Source organism: Phenylobacterium sp. (genome assembly GCF_046590535.1).
Taxonomy (GTDB): domain Bacteria; phylum Pseudomonadota; class Alphaproteobacteria; order Caulobacterales; family Caulobacteraceae; genus Phenylobacterium.
The window spans coordinates 1-19,228 of record NZ_JBKJTG010000080.1 but is presented as its reverse complement, the minus strand read 5'-3'; the positions used below and the strand labels follow the sequence as shown (position 1 = coordinate 19,228).

Below are 19,228 nucleotides of genomic sequence, written 5' to 3'. Positions count from 1 at the left end.
AGAGACCTTTGACCATGACCAGCCAGACCACCGACCAGGGCCTTCAACTACGCTCGCTCGTGAAGGCCAGCGGGGAGCTCGAAGTCTCTCTCCAGCCGACGCCCACGGTTGAGCCCGGCCCGGACGACATCGTCGTGCGGATCGAGGCGACGCCGATCAATCCCTCCGACATCGGGCTGCTGTTCGGTCCCGCGGACCTGGGCTCCATCCGATCGTCGGGCTCCGATGACACCCCCGCAGTCACGGCCGACGTGCCGCCGCGGGCGATGACCATGCTAGCAGCTCGGGTCGATCAGGCGCTGCCGGTGGGCAACGAAGGCGCCGGGACAGTGGTGCGGGCCGGCGCGTCGCCACAGGCCCAGGCGCTCATCGGCCGCCGGGTGGCGATCCTTGGCGGGGCCATGTACGCCGAGTACCGCACCGTGAAGGCGGCCGACGCCCTGCCGCTGCCGGACGATGCGACGGCCGCGGACGGCGCCTCCTGTTTCGTCAATCCGCTCACCGCGCTGGGCATGGTCGAAACCATGCGCCGCGAAGGCCACACGGCCCTGGTTCACACCGCCGCCGCCTCGAACCTGGGCCAGATGCTGAACCGCATCTGCCTGAAGGACGCGATCGCCCTGGTGAACGTGGTGCGCAGCGATAAGCAGGCAAAGCTGCTCGCCGACGCCGGCGCCAAGCACGTGGTCAATTCCACGTCGCCCGGCTTCATGGCGGACCTGATCGCCGCCCTCACGGAGACGGGGGCCACCATTGCCTTCGACGCCACCGGGGGCGGACGGCTGGCGAGCCAGCTGCTGACGGCCATGGAAGCCGCCGCCGTCGCGCGGATGACCACCTACAGCCGCTATGGGTCCGACACCTTCAAGCAGGTCTATATCTACGGCGGCCTCGACGTGTCGCCCACGGAGCTGACCCGTTCATTCGGGTTCTCCTGGGCGCTGGGCGGCTGGCTCCTGACGCCCTTCCTGCAGAAGATCGGCGCGGAGGAGGCGGGCCGCCTGCGCCAGCGGGTGGTCAGCGAGCTGAAGACCACCTTCGCCAGCCACTACACGCGGGAGATCTCGCTTAGGGACGTGCTGAAGCCCGACGTGATCAAGGCCTATACCCGGCGCGCCACCGGCGAAAAGTACCTGATCAACCCGACGCTGCCGTAGTCGGCTCAGGCCCGCTCGAACACCGCGGCCACCCCTTGGCCGCCGCCGACGCACATGGTCTCCAGGCCATAGCGGGCGCCGCGGCGGTCCATCTCGTGCAGCAGGGTGGTCATGATCCGCACGCCGGTGGCGCCGATGGGGTGGCCCAGGGAGATGCCGGAGCCGTTGACGTTGAGCTTGTCGCGGTCGTCCCAGCCCCAGCCCTTCAGCACCGCCAGCACCTGGGCGGCGAAGGCCTCGTTGAGCTCGACAAGGTCCATGTCGTTCCAGCCGAGGCCGGTCTTGCGGAACAGGCGCTCCACCGCCGGGACCGGCCCGATGCCCATGGTCGCCGGATGGCAGCCGGCGGCGGCCCAGCCCACCAGGAAGCCCATGGGCTTCAGCCCCAGCTCTTCCAGCTTGTCCTCGGCCACCACCAGGCAGGCCGACGCCGCGTCGTTCTGCTGGCTGGAATTGCCGGCGGTGGAGACGCCATCCTTCAGCATCGGCTTCAGGCTGGCCAGGGACGCCTGCGTGGTGTCGGGCCTGACCCCCTCGTCGTGGTCGACCACCACCGGGTCGCCCCGCCGCTGGGCCACGGAAACGGCCACCACCTCGTCGGCGAAGCGGCCGGAGGCCCAGGCCTCACCCGCGCGCCGGTGGCTCTCGGCGGCGTAGGCGTCGGAGTCCTCGCGGGTGATCTGGTACTCGCGGGCCAGGTTCTCGGCGGTCTCGATCATGCCGGAGATGTGGCCGAACCGCTCCACCGGCTGGGACCGTTCGCGCCCCCGCTCCAGGCGGTCGTAGAGCTGCACGCTGCCGGCACGGGCGCCGCCGCGCATGGCGGTGGTGTAGTACTCCACGTTGCTCATGCTCTCTACGCCGCCCGCCAGCACCACGTCGGCGGCGCCGGTCTGGACCATCATGGCGGCATTGGCGATCGCCTGCAGGCCGCCACCGCACCGGCGGTCCAGCTGCATGCCCGGCACCTCGATGGGCAGGCCCGCGGCCAGGGCCGCCCAGCGGCCGACGCAGGGGGTCTCGCCGCTGGCGTAGCTCTGGGCGAAGACCACGTCCTCGATCAGGGCCGGGTCGACCCCGCTGCGGTTCACTACCGCCTGGACGACGACGCTGCAGAGGGTCTCCACAGGGACGGCGCTGAGCGATCCCTGGAACTTGCCCACCGGCGTGCGGACGGGGCTGACGATGGCGGCGCGACGCATGGGGGCTCCGGTCTCTGTTGGGCCTGTCCGTCCTAGTCCGGGGGACCCGGCTTGTCTCCCCCGCGGATGGCGTCGCCGCGCGACATGGGTCAGCATGGCGGCCAAGTCGCCGGCTCTTGCAGAGCCTAGGAGGAACCTTGCCGCCAGGCCTGATGCAGACCACGCCGCTGCAGATTTCCAGCATCCTGAAGTATGCGGCGCTGGCTCATGGCCGGCGTGAGATCGTTTCGCGCGGCATCGACGAACCCTTCTGGCGCTACGACTACGCGGCCTTCGCTGTCCGGTGCGAGAAGGCGGCCCGCGCGCTGGGCACGATCGGCGTGCGGCCTGGCGACAGGGTCTCCACCCTGGCCTGGAACACCCACCGGCACCTGGAGCTGTTCTATGCGGCGACCGGCATGGGCGCCGTGCTGCACACCGCCAACCCGCGGCTGTTCGACGAGCAGATCGCCTACACGCTCAATCACGCCGAGAGCGCGGTGCTGCTGTTCGACCGCAACCTCCTGGAACTTGTGGAGCGGATCGCCCACCGCCTGATCCACGTGCGGACATTCGTGATGCTCAGCGACGACGCTCGGCTGGCGCCCGGCAAGGTGGGCGCCGTGGGCTATGAAGCCCTGCTGCGGACCGAGGCAGCTGGCTTCGAGTGGCCCGTGTTCGACGAGAACGCGGCGGCCTTCCTTTGCTACACTTCCGGCACCACGGGTGATCCCAAGGGCGTCCTCTACAGCCACCGCGCCGTCGTCCTGCACGCCATGGGCTCGGCGCTGGCCAGCGCCTTTGGTTTCACCGCCTTCGACGTGGTGATGCCGTGTTCCTCGCTCTACCACGCCACGGCCTGGGGGTTGCCGTTCGCCGCCCCGCTGTGCGGCGCCAAGCTGGTCCTGCCTGGCGACCGGATGGACGGCGCCAGCCTGCACGAACTGATCGAGGACGAAGCCGTCACCTTCACCGGCGGCGTGCCCACCATCTGGACAATGTACCTGGTCTGGCTGGATGAGAACGACCGGCGGCCCACCTCGCTCAAGCGCGTGGTGATCGGCGGCTCGGCGGTGCCCCGCGCCATGGCGAAGACCTTCCGCGAACGCTACGGCGTGGACGTGCTGCAGATCTGGGGGATGACTGAGACCTGCCCGCTAGGGGTGATCGCGACGCCGACCCCCGGCCTCGCCGAACAAGGTGAAGAGACGGCGCTGGAGGTGATCTGGACCCGGCAGGGCCGCCTGCAGTTCGGCATCGAGCTGAAGACCGTCGACGATGACGGCGAGCAGACGCCCCGCGACGGGGAGACCTCCGGCACCCTGATGGTCCGCGGACCTTGGACGATCCAGCGCTACTACCGCCAGGACCAGGATTGCGTCGACGCGGACCACTGGTTCGACACCGGCGACATCGCCACCCTGGACGCCGACGGGTTCATGCGGATCACCGACCGCAAGAAGGACGTGATCAAGTCGGGCGGCGAGTGGATCAGCTCCATCGACCTGGAGAATATCGCCTCAGGCTGTCCCGGCGTGAAGGTGGCCGCAGTGGTGGGCGTGCCCCATCCGAAGTGGGACGAGCGGCCGGTGCTGGTCGTCGAGGCCCACGCCGGGGCGAACCTGGATCGCGCGGCCATCGAGGCTTACCTCCTCCCTCGCATCGCCAAGTGGTGGCTTCCCGACCGGGTGTTCTTCGACGCCGTGCCAATGACCGCCACTGGCAAGATCGACAAGAAGGTGCTTCGAGCGAAGTACCAGGACTGCCTTTCGACAGGCGGCAGAGCCTAGGCCAGCGCCGATCCGGCTTGCCGGGCCGAAGATGTTCCGACAATTGGAGGGGCCGGACCCCGCTCAGCGCTACCGAAAGCCCACCGCGACCATGTCTTCCGCCTCCGACTACGCCACCCTCGGCTGCGAGCGGCCCAGTCCCGATCTGCTGGTGGTGCGGCTCGACCGGCCGGAGGTCGCCAATGCCCTGAACACCCAGATGGGCCGCGACGTGGCGGCGCTGTTCGGCGGGCTGATCCTCGATCCCGGCGAGGTGCGCTGCGTGATCCTGACGGGGGCGGGCGAGAAGGCCTTCTGCGCCGGCGGCGACCTCAAGGAACGCGACGGCATGAGCGACGCCGACTGGCGGCGTCAGCACGCGATCTTCGAGCAGGCCTTTTACGCGGTCATGGACTGTCCGGTCCCGGTGATCGCGTCGGTCAACGGGGCGGCCTATGGCGGCGGCTGCGAGTTCGCGCTGGCCTGCGACTTCATCTACGCGGCGCGCACCGCTCGCTTTGCCCTCACGGAAACCCGGCTGGGCATCATCCCGGGGGGTGGCGGCACCCAGAACCTGCCCCGTGCGGCGGGGACGCGCCGAGCCAAGGAGCTGATCTTTTCCGCCGCACCGTTCACCGCCGAGGAGGCGCTGGCCTGGGGGATCGTCAACCGGGTCTGCGAACCCGGTGAACTGATGGCGCAGGTCGTGGCGGCGGCGCGGCGAATCTGCGCCAACGCCCCGATCGCCGTGCGGCAGGCCAAGCGAGCGATCACCGTCGGCTCCGAGGTGGACCTGAAGACCGGCCTGGCCATCGAGATCGAGGCCTACAACCGCACCACCGGGACCAAGGACCGCCTGGAGGGCGTGGCGGCCTTCAACCAGAAGCGGCCCGCCCGCTTCACCGGCGAATAGGGGCGACATGGACGCGACCACCCGCGACGGCGCCGACCTGACGATGGCCATCGGCGTGGACTATGTGGAAATCCGCGAGGCGGTGCGGAGGGTTTGCGCCAACTTCCCCGGGGCCTACTGGCGCGACGCCGAGGCCCGCGAGGCCTACCCGACGGAGTTCGTCACGGCGCTGACCGAGGCCGGTTACTTGGCGGTGCTGATCCCTGAGGAATACGGCGGTTCGGGTCTGCCGCTCAGGGCCGCCTCGGTGATCCTGGAGGAAATCCACGCCTCCGGCGGCAATGCCGCAGCCTGTCACGCCCAGATGTACACCATGGGAACCCTGCTGCGGCACGGCAGTCCCGAGCAGAAGGCCCGCTACCTGCCCCAGATCGCCCGCGGCGAGCTGCGCCTGCAGGCCTTCGGCGTCACCGAGCCCACCACGGGCTCCGACACCACTCAGCTACGCACTCGCGCCCAGCGGGATGGCGACAGCTATGTGGTCTCCGGGCAGAAGGTCTGGACCTCGCGGGCGCTGCACTCCGACCTGATGCTGCTGCTGGCGCGCACCACGCCGGCGGACCAGGTGAAGCGCAAGACCGAGGGCCTCTCGGTGTTCCTGGTGGACATGCGCGAGGCATTGAAGAACGGCATGGAGATCCGCCCGATCAAGGCGATGATCAACCACAACTCCACCGAGATATTCTTCAACGACGTGCGCATCCCCGCCGACAGCCTGATAGGCAGCGAAGGGGAAGGGTTCCGCTACATCATCGACGGCATGAACGCCGAACGGATCCTGGTGGCGTCGGAGTCCCTCGGCGACGGCCGCTGGTTCATCAGGACCGCCACGGATTACGCCAAGGAACGCGTGGTGTTCGGCCGCCCCATCGGCCAGAACCAGGGCGTGCAGTTTCCGATCGCCCGGGCCTATGCGGAGCTGACCGCGTCGGAGATGGTGCTGCGCCGCGCCTGCGCCCTCTACGAGGCTGGCGTCCCCTGCGGGGAGGACGCCAACATGGCCAAGCTGCTGACGTCAGAGGCCGCCTGGAAGGCCGGGGAGGCCTGCCTGCAGACCCACGGCGGCTTCGGCTACGCCCGCGAGTACGACGTGGAACGCAAATGGCGCGAGGCTCGGCTCTACCAGATCGCCCCGATCTCCACGAACCTGATCCTGGCCTACCTGGGCGAACATGTCCTGGGCCTGCCGAGGTCCTATTGAAACGCGGCATGACTCAAGTGACCCAGCGTTCCCGGCGTGGCCTGCACGCGACTTTCCTGGCGGCTCTCGTCGGCCTGCTTGCGGCGACGCCGGCCCTGGCGCACAGCGGCGCCGGCCTGGCCGGTGGCTTCCTCTCCGGCTTCCAGCATCCGCTGGGTGGGCTGGACCATCTGCTGGCCATGGTGGCCGTCGGCATCTGGGGCGCCTTCCTGGGCCGCCCGCTGATTGTCGCCCTGCCGGTGATCTTCCCGACGGTCATGGCTGTGGGCGGCGTGCTGGGGATGGCCGGCCTGCCCCTACCGCCGGTCGAGCTGGGCATTGCGCTGTCGGTGGTGGTGCTGGGCGGAGCCATCGCCGGCGCGGTGCGCGCGCCGGTCTGGGCCGCCTCGCTTCTGGTGGCAGTGTTCGCGATCTTCCACGGATACGCCCACGGGCAGGAGCTGCCGTCGGCCGCCGATCCGGTGGGCTATAGCGCCGGCTTCGTGCTGGCCACGGGCCTGCTACATCTGGCCGGCATCGCCATCGGGCTGGTGGCGACGCGCCCCGGCGGGGCGCTGGTCACCCGCGGGATCGGCGGGCTGATCGCCGTCGCCGGCGCCTATTTCCTCGTCAAGGCGCTGGCCGGCTGATGGGCGGCGCCCTGCCGCCGGCCCTGCTCTGCGCCAGCCTCGGCTTGGCCCTGGCCTTCGCCCAGGGGCGCCTGCGCTGGATCGCCCTTGCGGGCCTGCTGGCCGTCGCGGTGGCGGTGAGCCTGATCGACTTCGCCCCCGGCCTGCGTGACGCCGTCTTCCTGGCGTGCTGGCTGAGCACGGCGCTGACCGCCGCCAGCCTTCACCTGCCCGCGGCCTGGCGAGACCGCCTGGCGATGCCCCTGGCGCTCAACGCTGGCGCCTGGACCGGCGCTGTGGTCGCCCTGGCCGGCGCACCGCTGGATCTAGCCAAGGCGCTGCCTGCCGCTCTGCTGGCTTTGCCGGGCGCCTGGCTGGTGGCGCGCAACCGCGGCATCGTCTTGAAGGTTGTGTCCAGTTGGCTGATCGCCGTCGCCCTGCTGGCGGCGGCCCTGCCGATCGTCTCCACGCCCGGGTACGTCCCCGACCATATGGATTGAGCATGCGTCATCTCGCTTCCCGTCTCGCCGTCGCCTCGGTGCTGGCCACCACCCTCCTCGCGTCCGGCCCGGCGCGCGCCCACGACTTCTGGGTTCAGCCTGCGCGGTTCTGGGTCGCCGCGGGCGAGACCGTGCCATTCTCGTTCCAGGTCGGCCATGGTCCGGATCGCGAACGCTGGGGCGTCGAGATCCGGCGGATTCTGCGCTTCGACAGCCTGGGCCCGGCGGGCGCCAGCGACCGGCGGGGCGATCTGAGCGCCCGGGCCGAACAGGACCATGCGCTGACCTTCGCCGACCCGGGGGTCCAGGTGGTGGCGCTGCAGTCCGGCTATGCGGAGAGCGCGCTGCCGGCCCTGCGCTTCAACAGCTACCTTCGGGACGAAGGCCTGACGCCGGCGCAGCAGCAACGCGCGCGAACCCGGACGGAGGACAGGCCTGGCCGCGAGATCTACAGCCGGCGCGCCAAGGCGCTGGTGCAGGTGGGCCCGCCCTCCTCCAGGGCGCAGCCGCACGTCACCCGGCCCGTAGGCCTGACGCTGGAGATCGTGCCCGAGGTGAACCCCTATGCGCCGGGGCGTGGGCAGGGCTTGCCGGTCCGCGTCTTGTTCGAGGGCCGCCCCCTGGCCGGAGCGCTGATCGACCTGACCAACCTGGAGGCCGACGGCAAACCGGTGGAGGGCCACCACACCGACCGCGCCGGCCGGGCCACGTTCCGCGTACCTAACCGCGGGCTGTGGCAGCTCAACGTCGTCTGGACCAAGCCCATCGCCGGCGACCGCCGCGGTGACTTCGACACCACCTTCTCCAGCCTCACCTTCGGCTATCCCCGGAGAGCGCCCTAGGGTTCGCGCAACACAACCCAGGGTCGCTTCGCGATCCGCCGACGCAGTAAGCAGGAAAGTGACGGAGAGCAGGAACTTTCGCTCGCGGCGACGGCTTTGCCTTCCGGTGAGATGGATCGTTCGCATCCGATCTCCCGCAGCAGCCGTAGCGTCATCAGGCGGCTGAACCGACGCGAGGATCTCTTGGACAGCAAACCCGCACGGTCATCGCCGCCCTTGACTGAACCCGAGAGCCTGTTTGACGCCGAGGCTCAGTCGCCTTTCGAGCCGCCGTCACATTCCGATGAGCCGGCCAACTGGATCGTCGCCATCGGGCGTGATCGTGATCGCGGCGCCTTCGCCTCCCTGTTCGCCCGCTTTGCGCCGAAGCTGAAGAGCTACCTCCTGCGCCTGGGTCTGAGCGACCAGTTCTCGGAGGAACTCGCCCAGGACACCCTGCTGACCGTGTGGCGCAAGGCGGCCCTGTTCGACCCCCGACGGGCCAGCGCGGCGGGCTGGATCTACGCCATCGCCCGCAACCTGCGGATCGACATGCTGCGCCGGGAGCACCGGCCCTTCGACCTGCGCCTTGCGGAGCCCGTGGAGGACGCCGCCACGCCGGAACAGAACCTCAGGGCGCATGAGGGCGAACTGCGGGTTCGCAGCGCCATGGAATGCCTGCCTCGCGAGCAGGCGGAGGTATTGCGGCTGGCGTTCTTCGAGGAGCAGAGCCATACCGAGATCGCCGAGCGGCTCAGCCTGCCGCTGGGCACCGTGAAATCGCGCATTCGCCGGGCGTCGGCCCAGCTGCGCACAGCTTTGGACGACTTGGCTTGAAGCATCATCCTTCGAAGGTGCTGCTGGCGCGCCATGCCGCCGGCGCTCTCCCCTTCGGACCCAGCGCCACTATCTTGTGCCATCTGCAGGCGTGCGCGCCCTGCGCCGCGACCGTCCAGGGCTTCGAGCAGTCCGAAGGGCAACTGCTGGAATCGCTTCCCAATGCGCCGATCCCGCCCGGCGCCCTGGACCGCATCCTCGCGCGGCTGGACGAGCCCGCCGCCCCCACGGCCGCCGCCAAGCCCCCATGGCTTCGCGACCTGCCGCTTCCGGACGATGTGGCCGACGCCGGCTTCGCTTCCCAGCGATGGCTACGCCCGGGGGTCTGGGTGGCCCACCTGGATGGACCGCGCACGGACGGATGGCGCACCTACCTGCTGCATGCTGGCGCCGGAACCCGTTTCCCGGAGCACGGCCACGTCGGCGCTGAGATGGTCGTGGTGCTTCAGGGCGCGATCAACGATGGCCAAAGCTACGTCGCGGGCGATTTCGCGGAGAACAGCGAGAGCGTGCGCCACGCGCTCAAAGTCTCGCCCGATGAGGCCTGTGTCTGCCTCGTCTCTACCCACGGCCGCTTGGCCTGGCGAGGCGGCAACCGGGTGATCGGCCTGGTCCTCGACATCTGAGATGGGCGCGATCCGGCCCAGCCGAAAGCATGCGGTGTTGGCGGCCAGCGTCCTGGCCCACGCCGGCCTGCTCGGGTTGCTTTTCCTTGCGGCGCCTGAGCCCGGAGTCGAGGCGGACGCGGGCGTTTTCCCGATCTCCCTGATGAACGGCGCCACTGCGGCCCCCCGGCTCGCCAAGCCGACCCCGCCGACCCCACCGCCCGCGACCCCGTCGGCCCCCGAGGCGCCCGAGGTCGAGGTGGAGCCGCCGGCGCCCACGGACGTGGAGCCGATCTTCGTCGACGCTACCCTGCCGCCTGTGGATCCCACCGCCGAACCTGACCCGCTCACCACACCGGCCGCCCTGTCAGTGGCTGCTGCCGCAAGCGCCGCGGCGGGCGAGACCTGCCAACTCGACGGATGGCTGCAGGCCGCCCTGCAGACCGATCCTGCGGTGACCCTGGCCCTGGCGGCCATTCCCCGGCCGGCGCGCTCGGTGGCCAACGCCATCATGCTGTGGGACGGCCGCTGGGTGGCCGAGGGACCTGTGGCGGAGGCGGCCGCCCCGATACGCACCGCGCTGATCAATGGGGTGATGGCCGCGCCGGAGGCTTGCCGAACGGAAGTCCTACGCGGACCGCGGCTGCTGATCCTGCCCGACAGCGTCGGGACCACCGTCTTGGCGGTGGGATCGGGGGAGTGGCGCTGGGGGGACCTGCTGGTTGAGGACCAGGCCCTGGCGGCGACCGACGGGTCGTCACGAAAGCCCTGAACCGTCAAGGACGCATGTCTGTCCAAACTGCGGCGAATTTTCGCACAACCCGTGATCCGATCTGCAAGCCAGCTCGTATTGGGTCTAAGCGTTCCGCCGTTCGCCGTCGCGAACCGGCCGGGAGCGTATCCGAGCGCCACGCTCGAGGTGGAGAGGGCTGATTATGAGGAAACGCGTATTTGGGGCTGCTACGGCGGTCGCAGCGGTTCTGGCGCTGGGCGCCGGGCCGGCTGGCGCATCAAGTCACCGTGAGGCGCCCAACATCACGAAGTCGCCCAAGGTGGACTCCACCGACCTCTACATGTTCCGCAGCTATGAAGCTGGCCGCCAGGACTTCGTGACCCTGATCGCGAACTTCCAGCCCCTGCAGGTTCCCGGCGCGGGCCCGAACTACTACACGCTGGATCCCGACGCGATCTATGAGATCCACATCGACAGCAACGGCGACGCCCGCGAAGACATCACCTACCAGTTCAAGTTCAACAATTTCCTGCGCAACAACACCGGCATCACCCTGAACGTCGGCGGCAAGACCCTGCCGATCCCGCTGCGCCATATCGGGCCGGTCACCCAGACAGACGACCCCGACTTGGGCGAACTCGAGGAGTACACCCTCACCCTGATCACCGGCGACCGCCGCACCGGCACGCGCACGGCGATCGGCAACGCCGGCGCCGGCGGCGGCACGACCTTCCGCAAGCCTTTTGACAACGTCGGCGGCAAGACCACCGCCAACTATCCGGCCTACGCCAACCAGTTCATCTACCCGATCAGCATCCCCTCCTGCGGACTGCCGGGCCGGGTGTTCGTCGGCCAGCGCGCCGAGGCGTTCGCGGTCAACCTGGGCCCGACCTTCGACCTGGTGAACTATGTGCCCATCGACGGCACGACCTTCCCGGGCGGCATCACGCAGAGCCGCAACAACGACGACCTGATCGGGAAGTACAACGTCACCTCCTTCGCCATTGAGGTCCCGCGCGCCTGCCTCACCGCCGGCGGCAACGGGGTCATCGGCGCCTGGCAGACCGCCAGCCTCCCGCAGGCCCGCATCCTCGACCCGACCCCCACTTACGCCTCTCCGGCGTTGCAGGGCGGCGCCTATGTGCAAGTCTCGCGGCTGTCGGCGCCGTTGGTCAATGAGTTGGTCATCGGCTTGCCGTCCAAGGATGTGTTCAACGCCGCTAAACCCACCGGCGACGCGGCGCTGGCCGACTTTGTCACCAACCCGACCTTCCCGGCGATCCTCGACTCGCTCTTCCGCGCGCCGGTGAACGCCACCCTGGGGACCAGCTTCGCCAACCTCGCGCCCTCCAACTTCCCGCGCAACGACCTGGTGGCGACCTTCCTCACCGGGATCCGCACGCTCAATCAGCAAGCGGTGGTAACGCCGTCGGAAATGATGCGACTTAACACCGCCATCAATCCGATCCCGCGCGACCGTCAGCTGTCTTTGGGCGTGGCGGCCGACGACCTGGCCGGCTATCCCAACGGGCGTCGCCCGGGCGACGACACGGTGGACATCACTCTGCGCGTGGCCATGGGCCGGCTGTGCCACCCGGTGCCGATCAACGGCGTGCCGACCGCGCTTGGCCTGTGCAATCCCTCGGATGCGCCGACCGGTCTGGTGGCCTACACCGATGGTGCGCCCAGTTCCGCGGCCGAACTTCAGGAAACCTTCCCCTACCTGAACCCGCCGCTCACCAACTCGCCGCGCACCGGCGTTCCGCACCAGTAGGAAGGACATAGCTCCATGAGACGTTTCCTACTCACGGGCTGCGCACTCGCGGTCGCCGCCACAGGCCTCTCGGCCTGCGGCGGCGGCGGCGGCGGCTCCACTCCTCCCATAGTCGTAACCCCGCCGCCCCCGACGCCGCCCCCCGCGACGTCTAGGCTTGAGGATATGTTTGGCGTAGTCTTCGGGACCCTGTTCCGTATCGCCGCCAACACCGACCCAACGGATCCTGCACCCGGTGCCGTCATTGCGACAAGCCTCACGGCAGATCCCGTACCTGTTCCTTAGGTCGCGGTTTTTGTTGAATGTTCTTCGGGGCGTCGTTGGCGGTCTATGCCGCCAGCGGCGCCCCGTTGCCGTGGCTTGCTCGGTCGCGCTTGCAGCCTGCGCCAGCGCCGCTGGTGCTCAAGTGATCGAGATCGGCGATAACGGCCAAGCGGTCACCCATGCCCAGCCGGCGGTGTTCACCGACCAGGGCGCGCGGCTGATCGTCCCCGCCGCTGCGGTCCGCGCGGTCGCCGTCCCGGCGCAGGAGGTCAGTCGGCTGCTCGGCGAGGCGGCCCTTCGCCATTCCGTCAGCCTGGACCTCCTCAATCAAGTCGCCTGGCGGGAGTCGCGCTATCGCCAGACCGCGGTGTCGCACAGGGACGCCGTCGGCGTCATGCAACTCACCGCGGGAACCGCCCGCGACCTGGGCGTCGACCGCTACGACGTGGCCCAGAACATCCAGGGCGGCGCGGCCTATCTGCGACTGATGCTAAACCGTTACAAAGGCGATGTAAGGCTGGCGCTAGCCGCCTATAACGCCGGCCCCGGCGCCGTGGATCGCTACCGCGGCGTGCCCCCCTTCCAAGAGACAACCGCCTACGTCTCTGCAATCCTCGGACGGCTCTCGCCGCCGACGCTGGCCTCCGGGCCGAGCCTGACCATCGGCAGATAGGAGCCAGCCATTCGCGCCGCATTCCAACCTTACAGACTGCTCGCCGCCGCGGCCCTGGCGCTGAGCGCGGGCCAGGCCCACGCTCAGGTCGGCGATCCCGCCGGGTCGGGCGCCATCGTCGGTGCGCTGAACTGGCTGCAGGGCACACTGCTGGGCACCGTGGCCACCGTCGCCTCGGTGATCGCCGTGGCCGTGGTCGGTTTCATGCTGCTCACCGGCCGGCTCAACTGGCGCTATGGCGCCACCGTGATCCTCGGCATCTTCATCATCTTTGGGGCCGGGGCCATCGTGGCCGGCATCCGCCAATCCGCGACAGGGTTCTAGGACCATGGCCGCTCAGCTCGACCGCGACCTGGTGTTCGGCGCGCTGACCCGGCCGCAGATGTTCGCCGGCGTGACCTACAGCTTCTTCGTGCTCAACGCCGTCGTCACCGCCGAGCTCTTTTTGATCACCAAGTCGTTCTGGGCGCTGCTTGCGGCGCTGGCCATCCACATGACCGGCTATGTCGCCTGTCTGAAGGAGCCCCGGATCTTCGACCTCTGGCTCACCAAGGTGAGCCGCTGCCCCCGCGTGAAAAACTGGTCGGTGTGGCGCTGCAATTCCTATCGCCCATGAAGACCGCCGATCCGCGCCCCGCGGCCCGCCGCGCCGCCCCCATACGGGAAGCCTCCGCCGGCGCCAGGCTGCCCTATGCCAGGCACGTGGACGACATCACCATCGAGACCCGCGACGGGATGCGGCTGCAGGTCATCCACCTGGCCGGCCTGCCGTTCGAGACCGCCGACACCGAGGAGGTCAACTACCGCAAGGCCCTGCGCGATGGGGCGCTGCGGGCCCTGGCCAGCTCGCGGTTTGCCCTCTACCACCACATCGTCCGGCGCGAGGTGTCGCCCCAGGTCGAGGGCGACTACGCCGACGACTTCAGCCGCGAACTGGACGAGGCCTGGAAGGCCCGCCTGGCTAGCAAGCGGCTCTACGTCAACGACCTGTTCCTGACCCTGGTGCGCCGGCCCCTGCAGGGCCGCGTCGGCCTCATTGAGGGGGCCATCCGCGCGGTCACCGGCGCCAGCGGCGGCCAAGCCCAGACCCGCGCCGCCGAGGCTCTCGAACAGCGCGAACTGGACGCCGCGCGCGAGAGCCTGCTGGCCGCCCTGTCGCCCTACGGCGCGCGCACGCTCAGCGTCTACGACACCGCCGCCGGTCCCTGCTCGGAGCCGCTGGAGTTCCTGTCGTCGCTGTTCAATGGCGAGGTTCGCCCCGTCCTCCTGCCGCGCTCCGACCTTGGCGAACACATTCCCTATCGCCGAATCAGCTTCGGCGCCGAGACATTGGAGCTGGCCCGAACCGGCGCCGTGGAGCGCACCTTCGGGGCGATGATCTCCATCAAGGAATATCCGCCGCAGACCGCGCCCGGCATGCTCGACGACCTGCTGCGGCTGCCTTACCAGCTGGTGATCAGCCAGAGCTTCGGCTTTGTGGACCGCCAGGCCAGCCTCGACCGGATGAACCTGGCGCTACGCCGGATGCGCTCGGCCGATGACGAGGCGGTTAGCCTGCGCCTGGGCCTGGCCGCCGCCAAGGACGACGTGGCCGCCGGCCGCGCCGCCTTCGGCGAGCACCACCTGACCGTGATGCTGCGGGCGTCGACCCTGATCGGGCTGAACGAAGCGGTGGCCGAGGTGCAGTCGGCCTTTACCGAGATGGGCGTCATCGCGGTGCGCGAGGACGTCAACCTGGAGCCGGCCTTCTGGGCCCAGTTCCCCGGCAACGCCAAGGACATCGCCCGACGCGCCCTGATCTCCACCGCCAACTTCGCGGGCTTCGCTTCGGGCCACAACTTCCCGATTGGCCAAGCCACCGGCAACCACTGGGGGCCGGCGGTCACGGTCCTGGAGACGACCTCGGCCGGCCCATACCACTTCAATTTTCACAAGGGCGACCTGGGCAACTTCACGATCATCGGGCCGTCAGGCTCGGGCAAGACCGTGGTGCTGAGTTTCCTGCTGGCCCAAGCCCGCAAGTACGACCCGCGCATCGTGTTCTTCGACAAGGACCGCGGCGCCGAGATCTTCCTGCGCGCCATCGGCGGCCGCTACGACGCCATCCGGCCGGGCCAGCCCACCGGCTTCAATCCACTGCAGCTCGCCGACACGCCGGCCAACCGCGCCTTCCTCGCCGACTGGACCGTGCGCCTGGTCAGCCAGCCCGGCGAGACGCTCGGGACGGAGGACATCGCCCGCATCAAGGACGCGGTGGACGCCAACTTCGACCAACAGCCGGGTTACCGGCGGCTGCGCTATTTCGCCGAGCTGTTCCGCGGTGACCGGCGGCCCGACACCGCGGACTTGGCCGCGCGCCTGCGGCCCTGGTGGGGGGAGGGGGAGCGGGCCTGGCTGTTCGACAACGCCAACGACGCCCTCGACCTCGAAGCCCGCACCCTGGGCTTCGACATGACTCAGATCCTGGACGATCCTTCGCTCAGGACCCCGGCCATGATGTACCTGTTCCACCGGGTGGAGCAGCGGCTGGACGGTGACCCCACCCTGATCGTCATCGATGAGGGCTGGAAGGCGCTGGACGACGACGTCTTCGTGGCCCGGATCAAGGACTGGGAAAAGACCATCCGCAAGCGTAACGGGGTGGTGGGTTTCGCCACCCAGAGCGCCCAGGACGCCCTGGAAAGCCGCATCGCCTCGGCGATCATCGAACAGGCCGCCACCCAGATTTTCATGGCTAATCCCAAGGCCCAGGCCCGCGACTACTGCGAGGGCTTCGGCCTGACCGAACACGAGTTCAACCTGATTCGCACGCTGCCCGACACCTCCCGCTGCTTCCTCATCAAGCACGGGACCGACAGCGTCGTAGCTCGGCTGAACCTCTCCGGCGAGCCCGGACTGCTCACCGTACTTTCCGGCCGCGAGCGCACCGTGCGGCTCCTGGATGCGCTGCGCGAGGACCTGGGTGAAGACCCGGCGGTCTGGCTGCCGCGGCTCCTGGAGCGCGCCTGATGCCCGCCGCCTGCATCGCGCCAGTTGACGCCCAGCTCGTCGAGGGCCTGCTGTTCGCCGTGGACTGCAATGTCCGGGTGATGACCGAAGCCGGCTACGGCGCCCTGGCCCAGCCCAATTCGCCGGTGGCCCTGGCTCTGACCACGCTCCTGACCCTCTACATCGGCATCATGGGCTTTCGCCTGATGATCGGCCGCGCGCCACTGGGCATCGGCGACATCACCATGACGGTGCTGAAGATCGCCGTGGTGCTGACGCTCGCCACCAGCTGGCCGGCCTACCAGCAACTGGTCTTCGCCACCCTGTTCCTTGGGCCCGAGCAACTGGCGGGCTCGGTGATGGCCGGCGTCGCCCAGGGCGGCTCGGCTTTCGGCGTCGAACCCTTCGCCGGATTGCAGCTGGCCTATGACGAGATGCAGCGCTCGGCGGCGTTCCTCAGCGGGCGCGGGTTGGGCAATGTCTCGCCCTTCCAGGGCGGCACGGCGTTCGCGGCGTTCGCGTTGAACACCTCGTCCTTCATGATGCTGATGGGCAGCCTGGGCGCCGTGCTGGCGGCCAAGATCGTGCTCGGACTGCTGCTTGGCCTGGGGCCGATCTTCGTGGCCTTCTTGCTGTTCGATTCCACCCGCGGCCTGTTCGAAGGCTGGCTGCGGGCCGCCATCGCCTTCGCCCTGGCGCCGCTGCTTGCGGTGCTGGGCCTGGTGGTGCAGCTGATCCTGATCGAGCCGCACGTGGTGCGGCTGGCGGAACTGCGCGTGGAGGGCCTGGTGGACCTGGGACCGCCCAACGCCATCTTCCTCCTGACCATGATCTCCACCGGCGTGAGCATTGCCCTGGCCATTGCCGTGGCGGTGATCGCCATCGGCCTGAAGCTGCCGATCGGCGCCGCGCAACAGACCGCTGCCGCCGCTGCCGCCACGGCCGCCGCCGCCGGACGCCAGGCCCCGATGCTGATCGACGCCCGGCCCGCCGCCCAAGTGGAACAGCAGACCCGCGCGGCTACCATTGCTGCGGCGGCCGCCGCCATGGATCGCCGCGAAGGCCGCGCCCAGCTCATCGAGACCCCGGGGCCGCAACGCACCACTGTCACCGGCCAGGGACGTGACGGCGCCGACGCGCAAGGCGGCCGTCCCGCCCCGTTCGGTCAGACCTATCGCAGGACGGCCCAGCCGCGCGCCGCGCAGAGCAGCCTCCGGAGGGATGCATGAAACCGGAAAAACCGCTCGCCGCCGACCGGAAGGCCTACTACGACGAGGCCGCGTCCTGGTCGCGTGACGTGCACGGATCTTTGCGCGCCTCGCGCCAACTGGCCTGGATCATCGCCATCCTCGCGGCCGCCGTGGCGCTGCTGGAGGCCGTGGCGCTCGCCGCCCTGATGCCGCTGAAGACCGTGGTGCCGTTCACCATCACCGTCGACCGCCAGACCGGGTACGTGGAAACCGCCCAGGCCCTGCGTCCGGGCTTGCTGTCGCAGGACCAGGCCGTCACCCAGGCCTTCCTGGCTCAGTACGTCCTGGCCCGGGAGGGCTATGACGCCAACGACCTGCAAGCCAACTACCGCAAGGTCGCCCTGTGGTCGGCGGGGGACGCCAAGAGCCAGTATCTGCGCGCCATGGCCTCGGGCAATCCGCAGACGCCGATGAAGATTTATGGCGCGCGCAGCATTCTGCACCCGACAATCAAGTCGATCTCGCTCCTGTCGCGCAACAGCGCCCTGGTGCGCTTCGACGTGGAGCGGCGCGAGAGCGGCGCAACCATCGGCGAGCGGCAGTCCTACGCGGTGGTGGTCGGCTTCCGCTACACCGGCCAGCCGATGCGGATGGAGGACCGGTTCCTCAATCCGCTGGGCTTCCAGGCCACCTCCTACCGTCGCGACGGCGAACTGATCGGCGCCACCGCCGCCCAGCAGGGAATCCGCTGATGCGTGGTCTCATCCTGGCGCTCGCCCTGGCGTGCGCGCCGTTGGCCGCAAGCGCCGCGGAAACGCCGATGCCCGGCGTTGTCGATCCGCGCATCCAGACCGTCGCCTACGATCCCGACCAAGTGGTGATCCTGCGCGGCGTGCTGGGCTACCAGTTGATGCTAGAGTTCGGCCCGAACGAGCGGCTGGAGAACGTCTCCATCGGCGACAGCCTGGGGTGGCAGGTGACGCCGAACCGCAAGGCGAACCTGCTGTTCCTCAAGCCCCTGGACCGCAAGGCCGTGACCAACATGACGGTGGTCACCAACCAGCGCCGCTACGCTTTCGACCTGCGCGTGGCGCCCCGGGGCGCACGGATTTCAAGCCTGCCCTACATCGTCCGCTTCACCTATCCGGAGGTGGCGGTGGCCTACGCTCTGCTCCCGCAGCCCGACCCCCCGCCAACCGCCGCCAACCGTGCCTATGCCATGACGGGGGCCGCGGAAACCCGGCCCACCGAGGTGTTCGACGACGGCGCCATGACCTATTTTGCTTTTGGCCCGCAGGCCTCTATCCCGGCGATCTTCGCCGTCGGCGCCGACGGCGCTGAGAGCGTGGTCAACTATGGCGTGCGCCAAGGGTATACTGTGGTCGAGCAGTTGGCGCCGCGCTTCATGCTGCGCAACGGCAAACAGGTGACCACGGTGACCAACCAGGCCTATGGCGGCCCGACGGCGGTCCGGGCGGCTTCCAGATGATCACCTCCATGAACGACACCGATCCGCGGGCGATCCCCGCCACCGACGAGTTGATCCTGACCACGGAGGAGGACGGCCCGGTGGTTGGCCGCGAGGCCCAGGGCCTGCCCCTGGCGATAATCATGGGCGCCTTCGCGGTCCTGGCCGTGGCGCTGTTCCTGTGGCTCAACGCGCGCCGGTCCGAGGCGGCCGAGGTTACGCTGGTGACGCCGGTGGAGCAGGCCGTGGCTGCGCCCGCCGCCCTGCCGCCGCCCATCGAACTGCCGCTCATTCAGGTGAGCAACACCGAGCCCGTGCCGGCCCCGCTGCCGGCGGCCCAGGCCTATGTTCCGCCCCAGCCGGCGGTGGCTCAGACGACCACCACCACCACCACGATATCCACGCCCCGCGGCGACCCTGCCGCGCGCCTGCGTGCGCCGGCCCTGGTGGTCGATCTGGGCGCGGGCGGGGGAATGCAGTTGGCCCAAGCCGACCCCCTGCCGTCCGGATCTCCGGCCGCGGCCGCCGCGGCGGCGGCCGGAGTCG

General features: G+C 69.4%; 19 protein-coding genes and 1 pseudogene. 19 read left to right on the top strand and 1 reads right to left on the bottom strand.

Annotated features, from left to right (window positions below; all coding sequences use genetic code 11):
- The first annotated feature begins 14 nt into the window (after positions 1 to 14).
- On the top strand, positions 15 to 1,157 hold the full coding sequence (locus tag ACLL81_RS04770) for a zinc-binding dehydrogenase (RefSeq protein WP_411287196.1): 1,143 nt from the start codon (positions 15 to 17) through the stop codon (positions 1,155 to 1,157).
- 5 nt (positions 1,158 to 1,162) lie between these two features.
- On the opposite strand, the gene ACLL81_RS04765 is transcribed toward ACLL81_RS04770, so the two are convergent.
- On the bottom strand, positions 1,163 to 2,359 hold the full coding sequence (locus ACLL81_RS04765) for an acetyl-CoA C-acetyltransferase (protein WP_411287195.1): 1,197 nt from the start codon (positions 2,357 to 2,359) through the stop codon (positions 1,163 to 1,165).
- Between the two features lie 152 nt (positions 2,360 to 2,511).
- Here ACLL81_RS04765 and ACLL81_RS04760 point away from each other — a divergent pair, with 152 nt between their 5' ends.
- From ACLL81_RS04760 to ACLL81_RS04675, 18 genes and pseudogenes are all read left to right on the top strand, one after another.
- Positions 2,512 to 4,128: a long-chain fatty acid--CoA ligase gene (locus tag ACLL81_RS04760; protein ID WP_411287214.1), complete on the top strand. Its 1,617-nt coding sequence runs from the start codon at positions 2,512 to 2,514 to the stop codon at positions 4,126 to 4,128.
- A gap of 91 nt (positions 4,129 to 4,219) precedes the next feature.
- Positions 4,220 to 5,020, top strand: a complete 801-nt coding sequence (locus ACLL81_RS04755; RefSeq protein ID WP_411287194.1) for an enoyl-CoA hydratase-related protein — start codon at positions 4,220 to 4,222, stop codon at positions 5,018 to 5,020.
- 7 nt (positions 5,021 to 5,027) lie between these two features.
- Positions 5,028 to 6,221 carry an acyl-CoA dehydrogenase family protein gene (locus tag ACLL81_RS04750; protein ID WP_411287193.1) on the top strand — a complete coding sequence of 398 codons (1,194 nt, stop codon included), beginning with the start codon at positions 5,028 to 5,030 and terminating at the stop codon, positions 6,219 to 6,221.
- Positions 6,222 to 6,229: 8 nt separating this feature from the next.
- Positions 6,230 to 6,850: a HupE/UreJ family protein gene (locus ACLL81_RS04745; protein ID WP_411287192.1), complete on the top strand. Its 621-nt coding sequence runs from the start codon at positions 6,230 to 6,232 to the stop codon at positions 6,848 to 6,850.
- Positions 6,850 to 7,329, top strand: a complete 480-nt coding sequence (locus ACLL81_RS04740; RefSeq protein WP_411287191.1) for a hypothetical protein — start codon at positions 6,850 to 6,852, stop codon at positions 7,327 to 7,329. The genes ACLL81_RS04745 and ACLL81_RS04740 overlap by 1 nt, the downstream gene beginning before the upstream one ends.
- Positions 7,330 to 7,331: 2 nt before the next feature.
- Positions 7,332 to 8,171, top strand: coding sequence for a DUF4198 domain-containing protein (locus ACLL81_RS04735; protein ID WP_411287190.1), 840 nt, complete (start codon positions 7,332 to 7,334; stop codon positions 8,169 to 8,171).
- 216 nt (positions 8,172 to 8,387) lie between these two features.
- A complete protein-coding gene (locus ACLL81_RS04730) occupies positions 8,388 to 8,987 on the top strand; it encodes a sigma-70 family RNA polymerase sigma factor (protein WP_411287189.1) in 600 nt (199 codons plus the stop codon).
- Positions 8,984 to 9,613 carry a ChrR family anti-sigma-E factor gene (locus ACLL81_RS04725; protein WP_411287188.1) on the top strand — a complete coding sequence of 210 codons (630 nt, stop codon included), beginning with the start codon at positions 8,984 to 8,986 and terminating at the stop codon, positions 9,611 to 9,613. Before ACLL81_RS04730 ends, ACLL81_RS04725 begins: the two co-directional genes overlap by 4 nt.
- Positions 9,614 to 9,650: 37 nt before the next feature.
- Entirely contained in the window at positions 9,651 to 10,364 is a 714-nt protein-coding gene (locus tag ACLL81_RS04720) for a hypothetical protein (RefSeq protein WP_411287187.1), read from the top strand.
- Between the two features lie 163 nt (positions 10,365 to 10,527).
- Positions 10,528 to 12,099, top strand: coding sequence for a DUF4331 domain-containing protein (locus ACLL81_RS04715; protein ID WP_411287186.1), 1,572 nt, complete (start codon positions 10,528 to 10,530; stop codon positions 12,097 to 12,099).
- 406 nt (positions 12,100 to 12,505) lie between these two features.
- The gene (locus ACLL81_RS04710) at positions 12,506 to 13,036 is read left to right on the top strand and encodes a lytic transglycosylase domain-containing protein (protein WP_411287185.1); all 531 of its coding nucleotides are present in this window, start codon (positions 12,506 to 12,508) and stop codon (positions 13,034 to 13,036) included.
- Positions 13,037 to 13,045: 9 nt separating this feature from the next.
- Positions 13,046 to 13,360, top strand: coding sequence for a TrbC/VirB2 family protein (locus tag ACLL81_RS04705; RefSeq protein WP_411287213.1), 315 nt, complete (start codon positions 13,046 to 13,048; stop codon positions 13,358 to 13,360).
- 4 nt (positions 13,361 to 13,364) lie between these two features.
- The gene (locus ACLL81_RS04700; RefSeq protein WP_411287184.1) at positions 13,365 to 13,652 is read left to right on the top strand and encodes a type IV secretion system protein VirB3; all 288 of its coding nucleotides are present in this window, start codon (positions 13,365 to 13,367) and stop codon (positions 13,650 to 13,652) included.
- Positions 13,649 to 16,045, top strand: coding sequence for a VirB4 family type IV secretion/conjugal transfer ATPase (locus ACLL81_RS04695; protein WP_411287212.1), 2,397 nt, complete (start codon positions 13,649 to 13,651; stop codon positions 16,043 to 16,045). Before ACLL81_RS04700 ends, ACLL81_RS04695 begins: the two co-directional genes overlap by 4 nt.
- The gene (locus ACLL81_RS04690) at positions 16,045 to 17,253 is read left to right on the top strand and encodes a type IV secretion system protein (protein ID WP_411287183.1); all 1,209 of its coding nucleotides are present in this window, start codon (positions 16,045 to 16,047) and stop codon (positions 17,251 to 17,253) included. The genes ACLL81_RS04695 and ACLL81_RS04690 overlap by 1 nt, the downstream gene beginning before the upstream one ends.
- Positions 17,250 to 17,966: a virB8 family protein gene (locus tag ACLL81_RS04685; RefSeq protein WP_411287182.1), complete on the top strand. Its 717-nt coding sequence runs from the start codon at positions 17,250 to 17,252 to the stop codon at positions 17,964 to 17,966. The genes ACLL81_RS04690 and ACLL81_RS04685 overlap by 4 nt, the downstream gene beginning before the upstream one ends.
- Entirely contained in the window at positions 17,966 to 18,703 is a 738-nt protein-coding gene (virB9, locus tag ACLL81_RS04680; RefSeq protein ID WP_411287181.1) for a P-type conjugative transfer protein VirB9, read from the top strand. The genes ACLL81_RS04685 and virB9 overlap by 1 nt, the downstream gene beginning before the upstream one ends.
- Positions 18,700 to 19,228: pseudogene (locus tag ACLL81_RS04675) on the top strand (hypothetical protein); the annotation flags it as partial. The gene virB9 and the pseudogene ACLL81_RS04675, both read left to right, overlap by 4 nt.

What these genes read in the sequence shown, in the direction of transcription:
- ACLL81_RS04770 (WP_411287196.1), top strand. Translation starts at nt 15, where the DNA reads ATGACCAGCCAGACCACCGACCAGGGCCTTCAACTACGCTCGCTCGTG.
- ACLL81_RS04765 (WP_411287195.1), bottom strand. Translation starts at nt 2,359, where the DNA reads ATGCGTCGCGCCGCCATCGTCAGCCCCGTCCGCACGCCGGTGGGCAAG.
- ACLL81_RS04760 (WP_411287214.1), top strand. Translation starts at nt 2,512, where the DNA reads ATGCAGACCACGCCGCTGCAGATTTCCAGCATCCTGAAGTATGCGGCG.
- ACLL81_RS04755 (WP_411287194.1), top strand. Translation starts at nt 4,220, where the DNA reads ATGTCTTCCGCCTCCGACTACGCCACCCTCGGCTGCGAGCGGCCCAGT.
- ACLL81_RS04750 (WP_411287193.1), top strand. Translation starts at nt 5,028, where the DNA reads ATGGACGCGACCACCCGCGACGGCGCCGACCTGACGATGGCCATCGGC.
- ACLL81_RS04745 (WP_411287192.1), top strand. Translation starts at nt 6,230, where the DNA reads ATGACTCAAGTGACCCAGCGTTCCCGGCGTGGCCTGCACGCGACTTTC.
- ACLL81_RS04740 (WP_411287191.1), top strand. Translation starts at nt 6,850, where the DNA reads ATGGGCGGCGCCCTGCCGCCGGCCCTGCTCTGCGCCAGCCTCGGCTTG.
- ACLL81_RS04735 (WP_411287190.1), top strand. Translation starts at nt 7,332, where the DNA reads ATGCGTCATCTCGCTTCCCGTCTCGCCGTCGCCTCGGTGCTGGCCACC.
- ACLL81_RS04715 (WP_411287186.1), top strand. Translation starts at nt 10,528, where the DNA reads ATGAGGAAACGCGTATTTGGGGCTGCTACGGCGGTCGCAGCGGTTCTG.
- ACLL81_RS04700 (WP_411287184.1), top strand. Translation starts at nt 13,365, where the DNA reads ATGGCCGCTCAGCTCGACCGCGACCTGGTGTTCGGCGCGCTGACCCGG.
- ACLL81_RS04695 (WP_411287212.1), top strand. Translation starts at nt 13,649, where the DNA reads ATGAAGACCGCCGATCCGCGCCCCGCGGCCCGCCGCGCCGCCCCCATA.
- ACLL81_RS04690 (WP_411287183.1), top strand. Translation starts at nt 16,045, where the DNA reads ATGCCCGCCGCCTGCATCGCGCCAGTTGACGCCCAGCTCGTCGAGGGC.
- ACLL81_RS04685 (WP_411287182.1), top strand. Translation starts at nt 17,250, where the DNA reads ATGAAACCGGAAAAACCGCTCGCCGCCGACCGGAAGGCCTACTACGAC.
- virB9 (WP_411287181.1), top strand. Translation starts at nt 17,966, where the DNA reads ATGCGTGGTCTCATCCTGGCGCTCGCCCTGGCGTGCGCGCCGTTGGCC.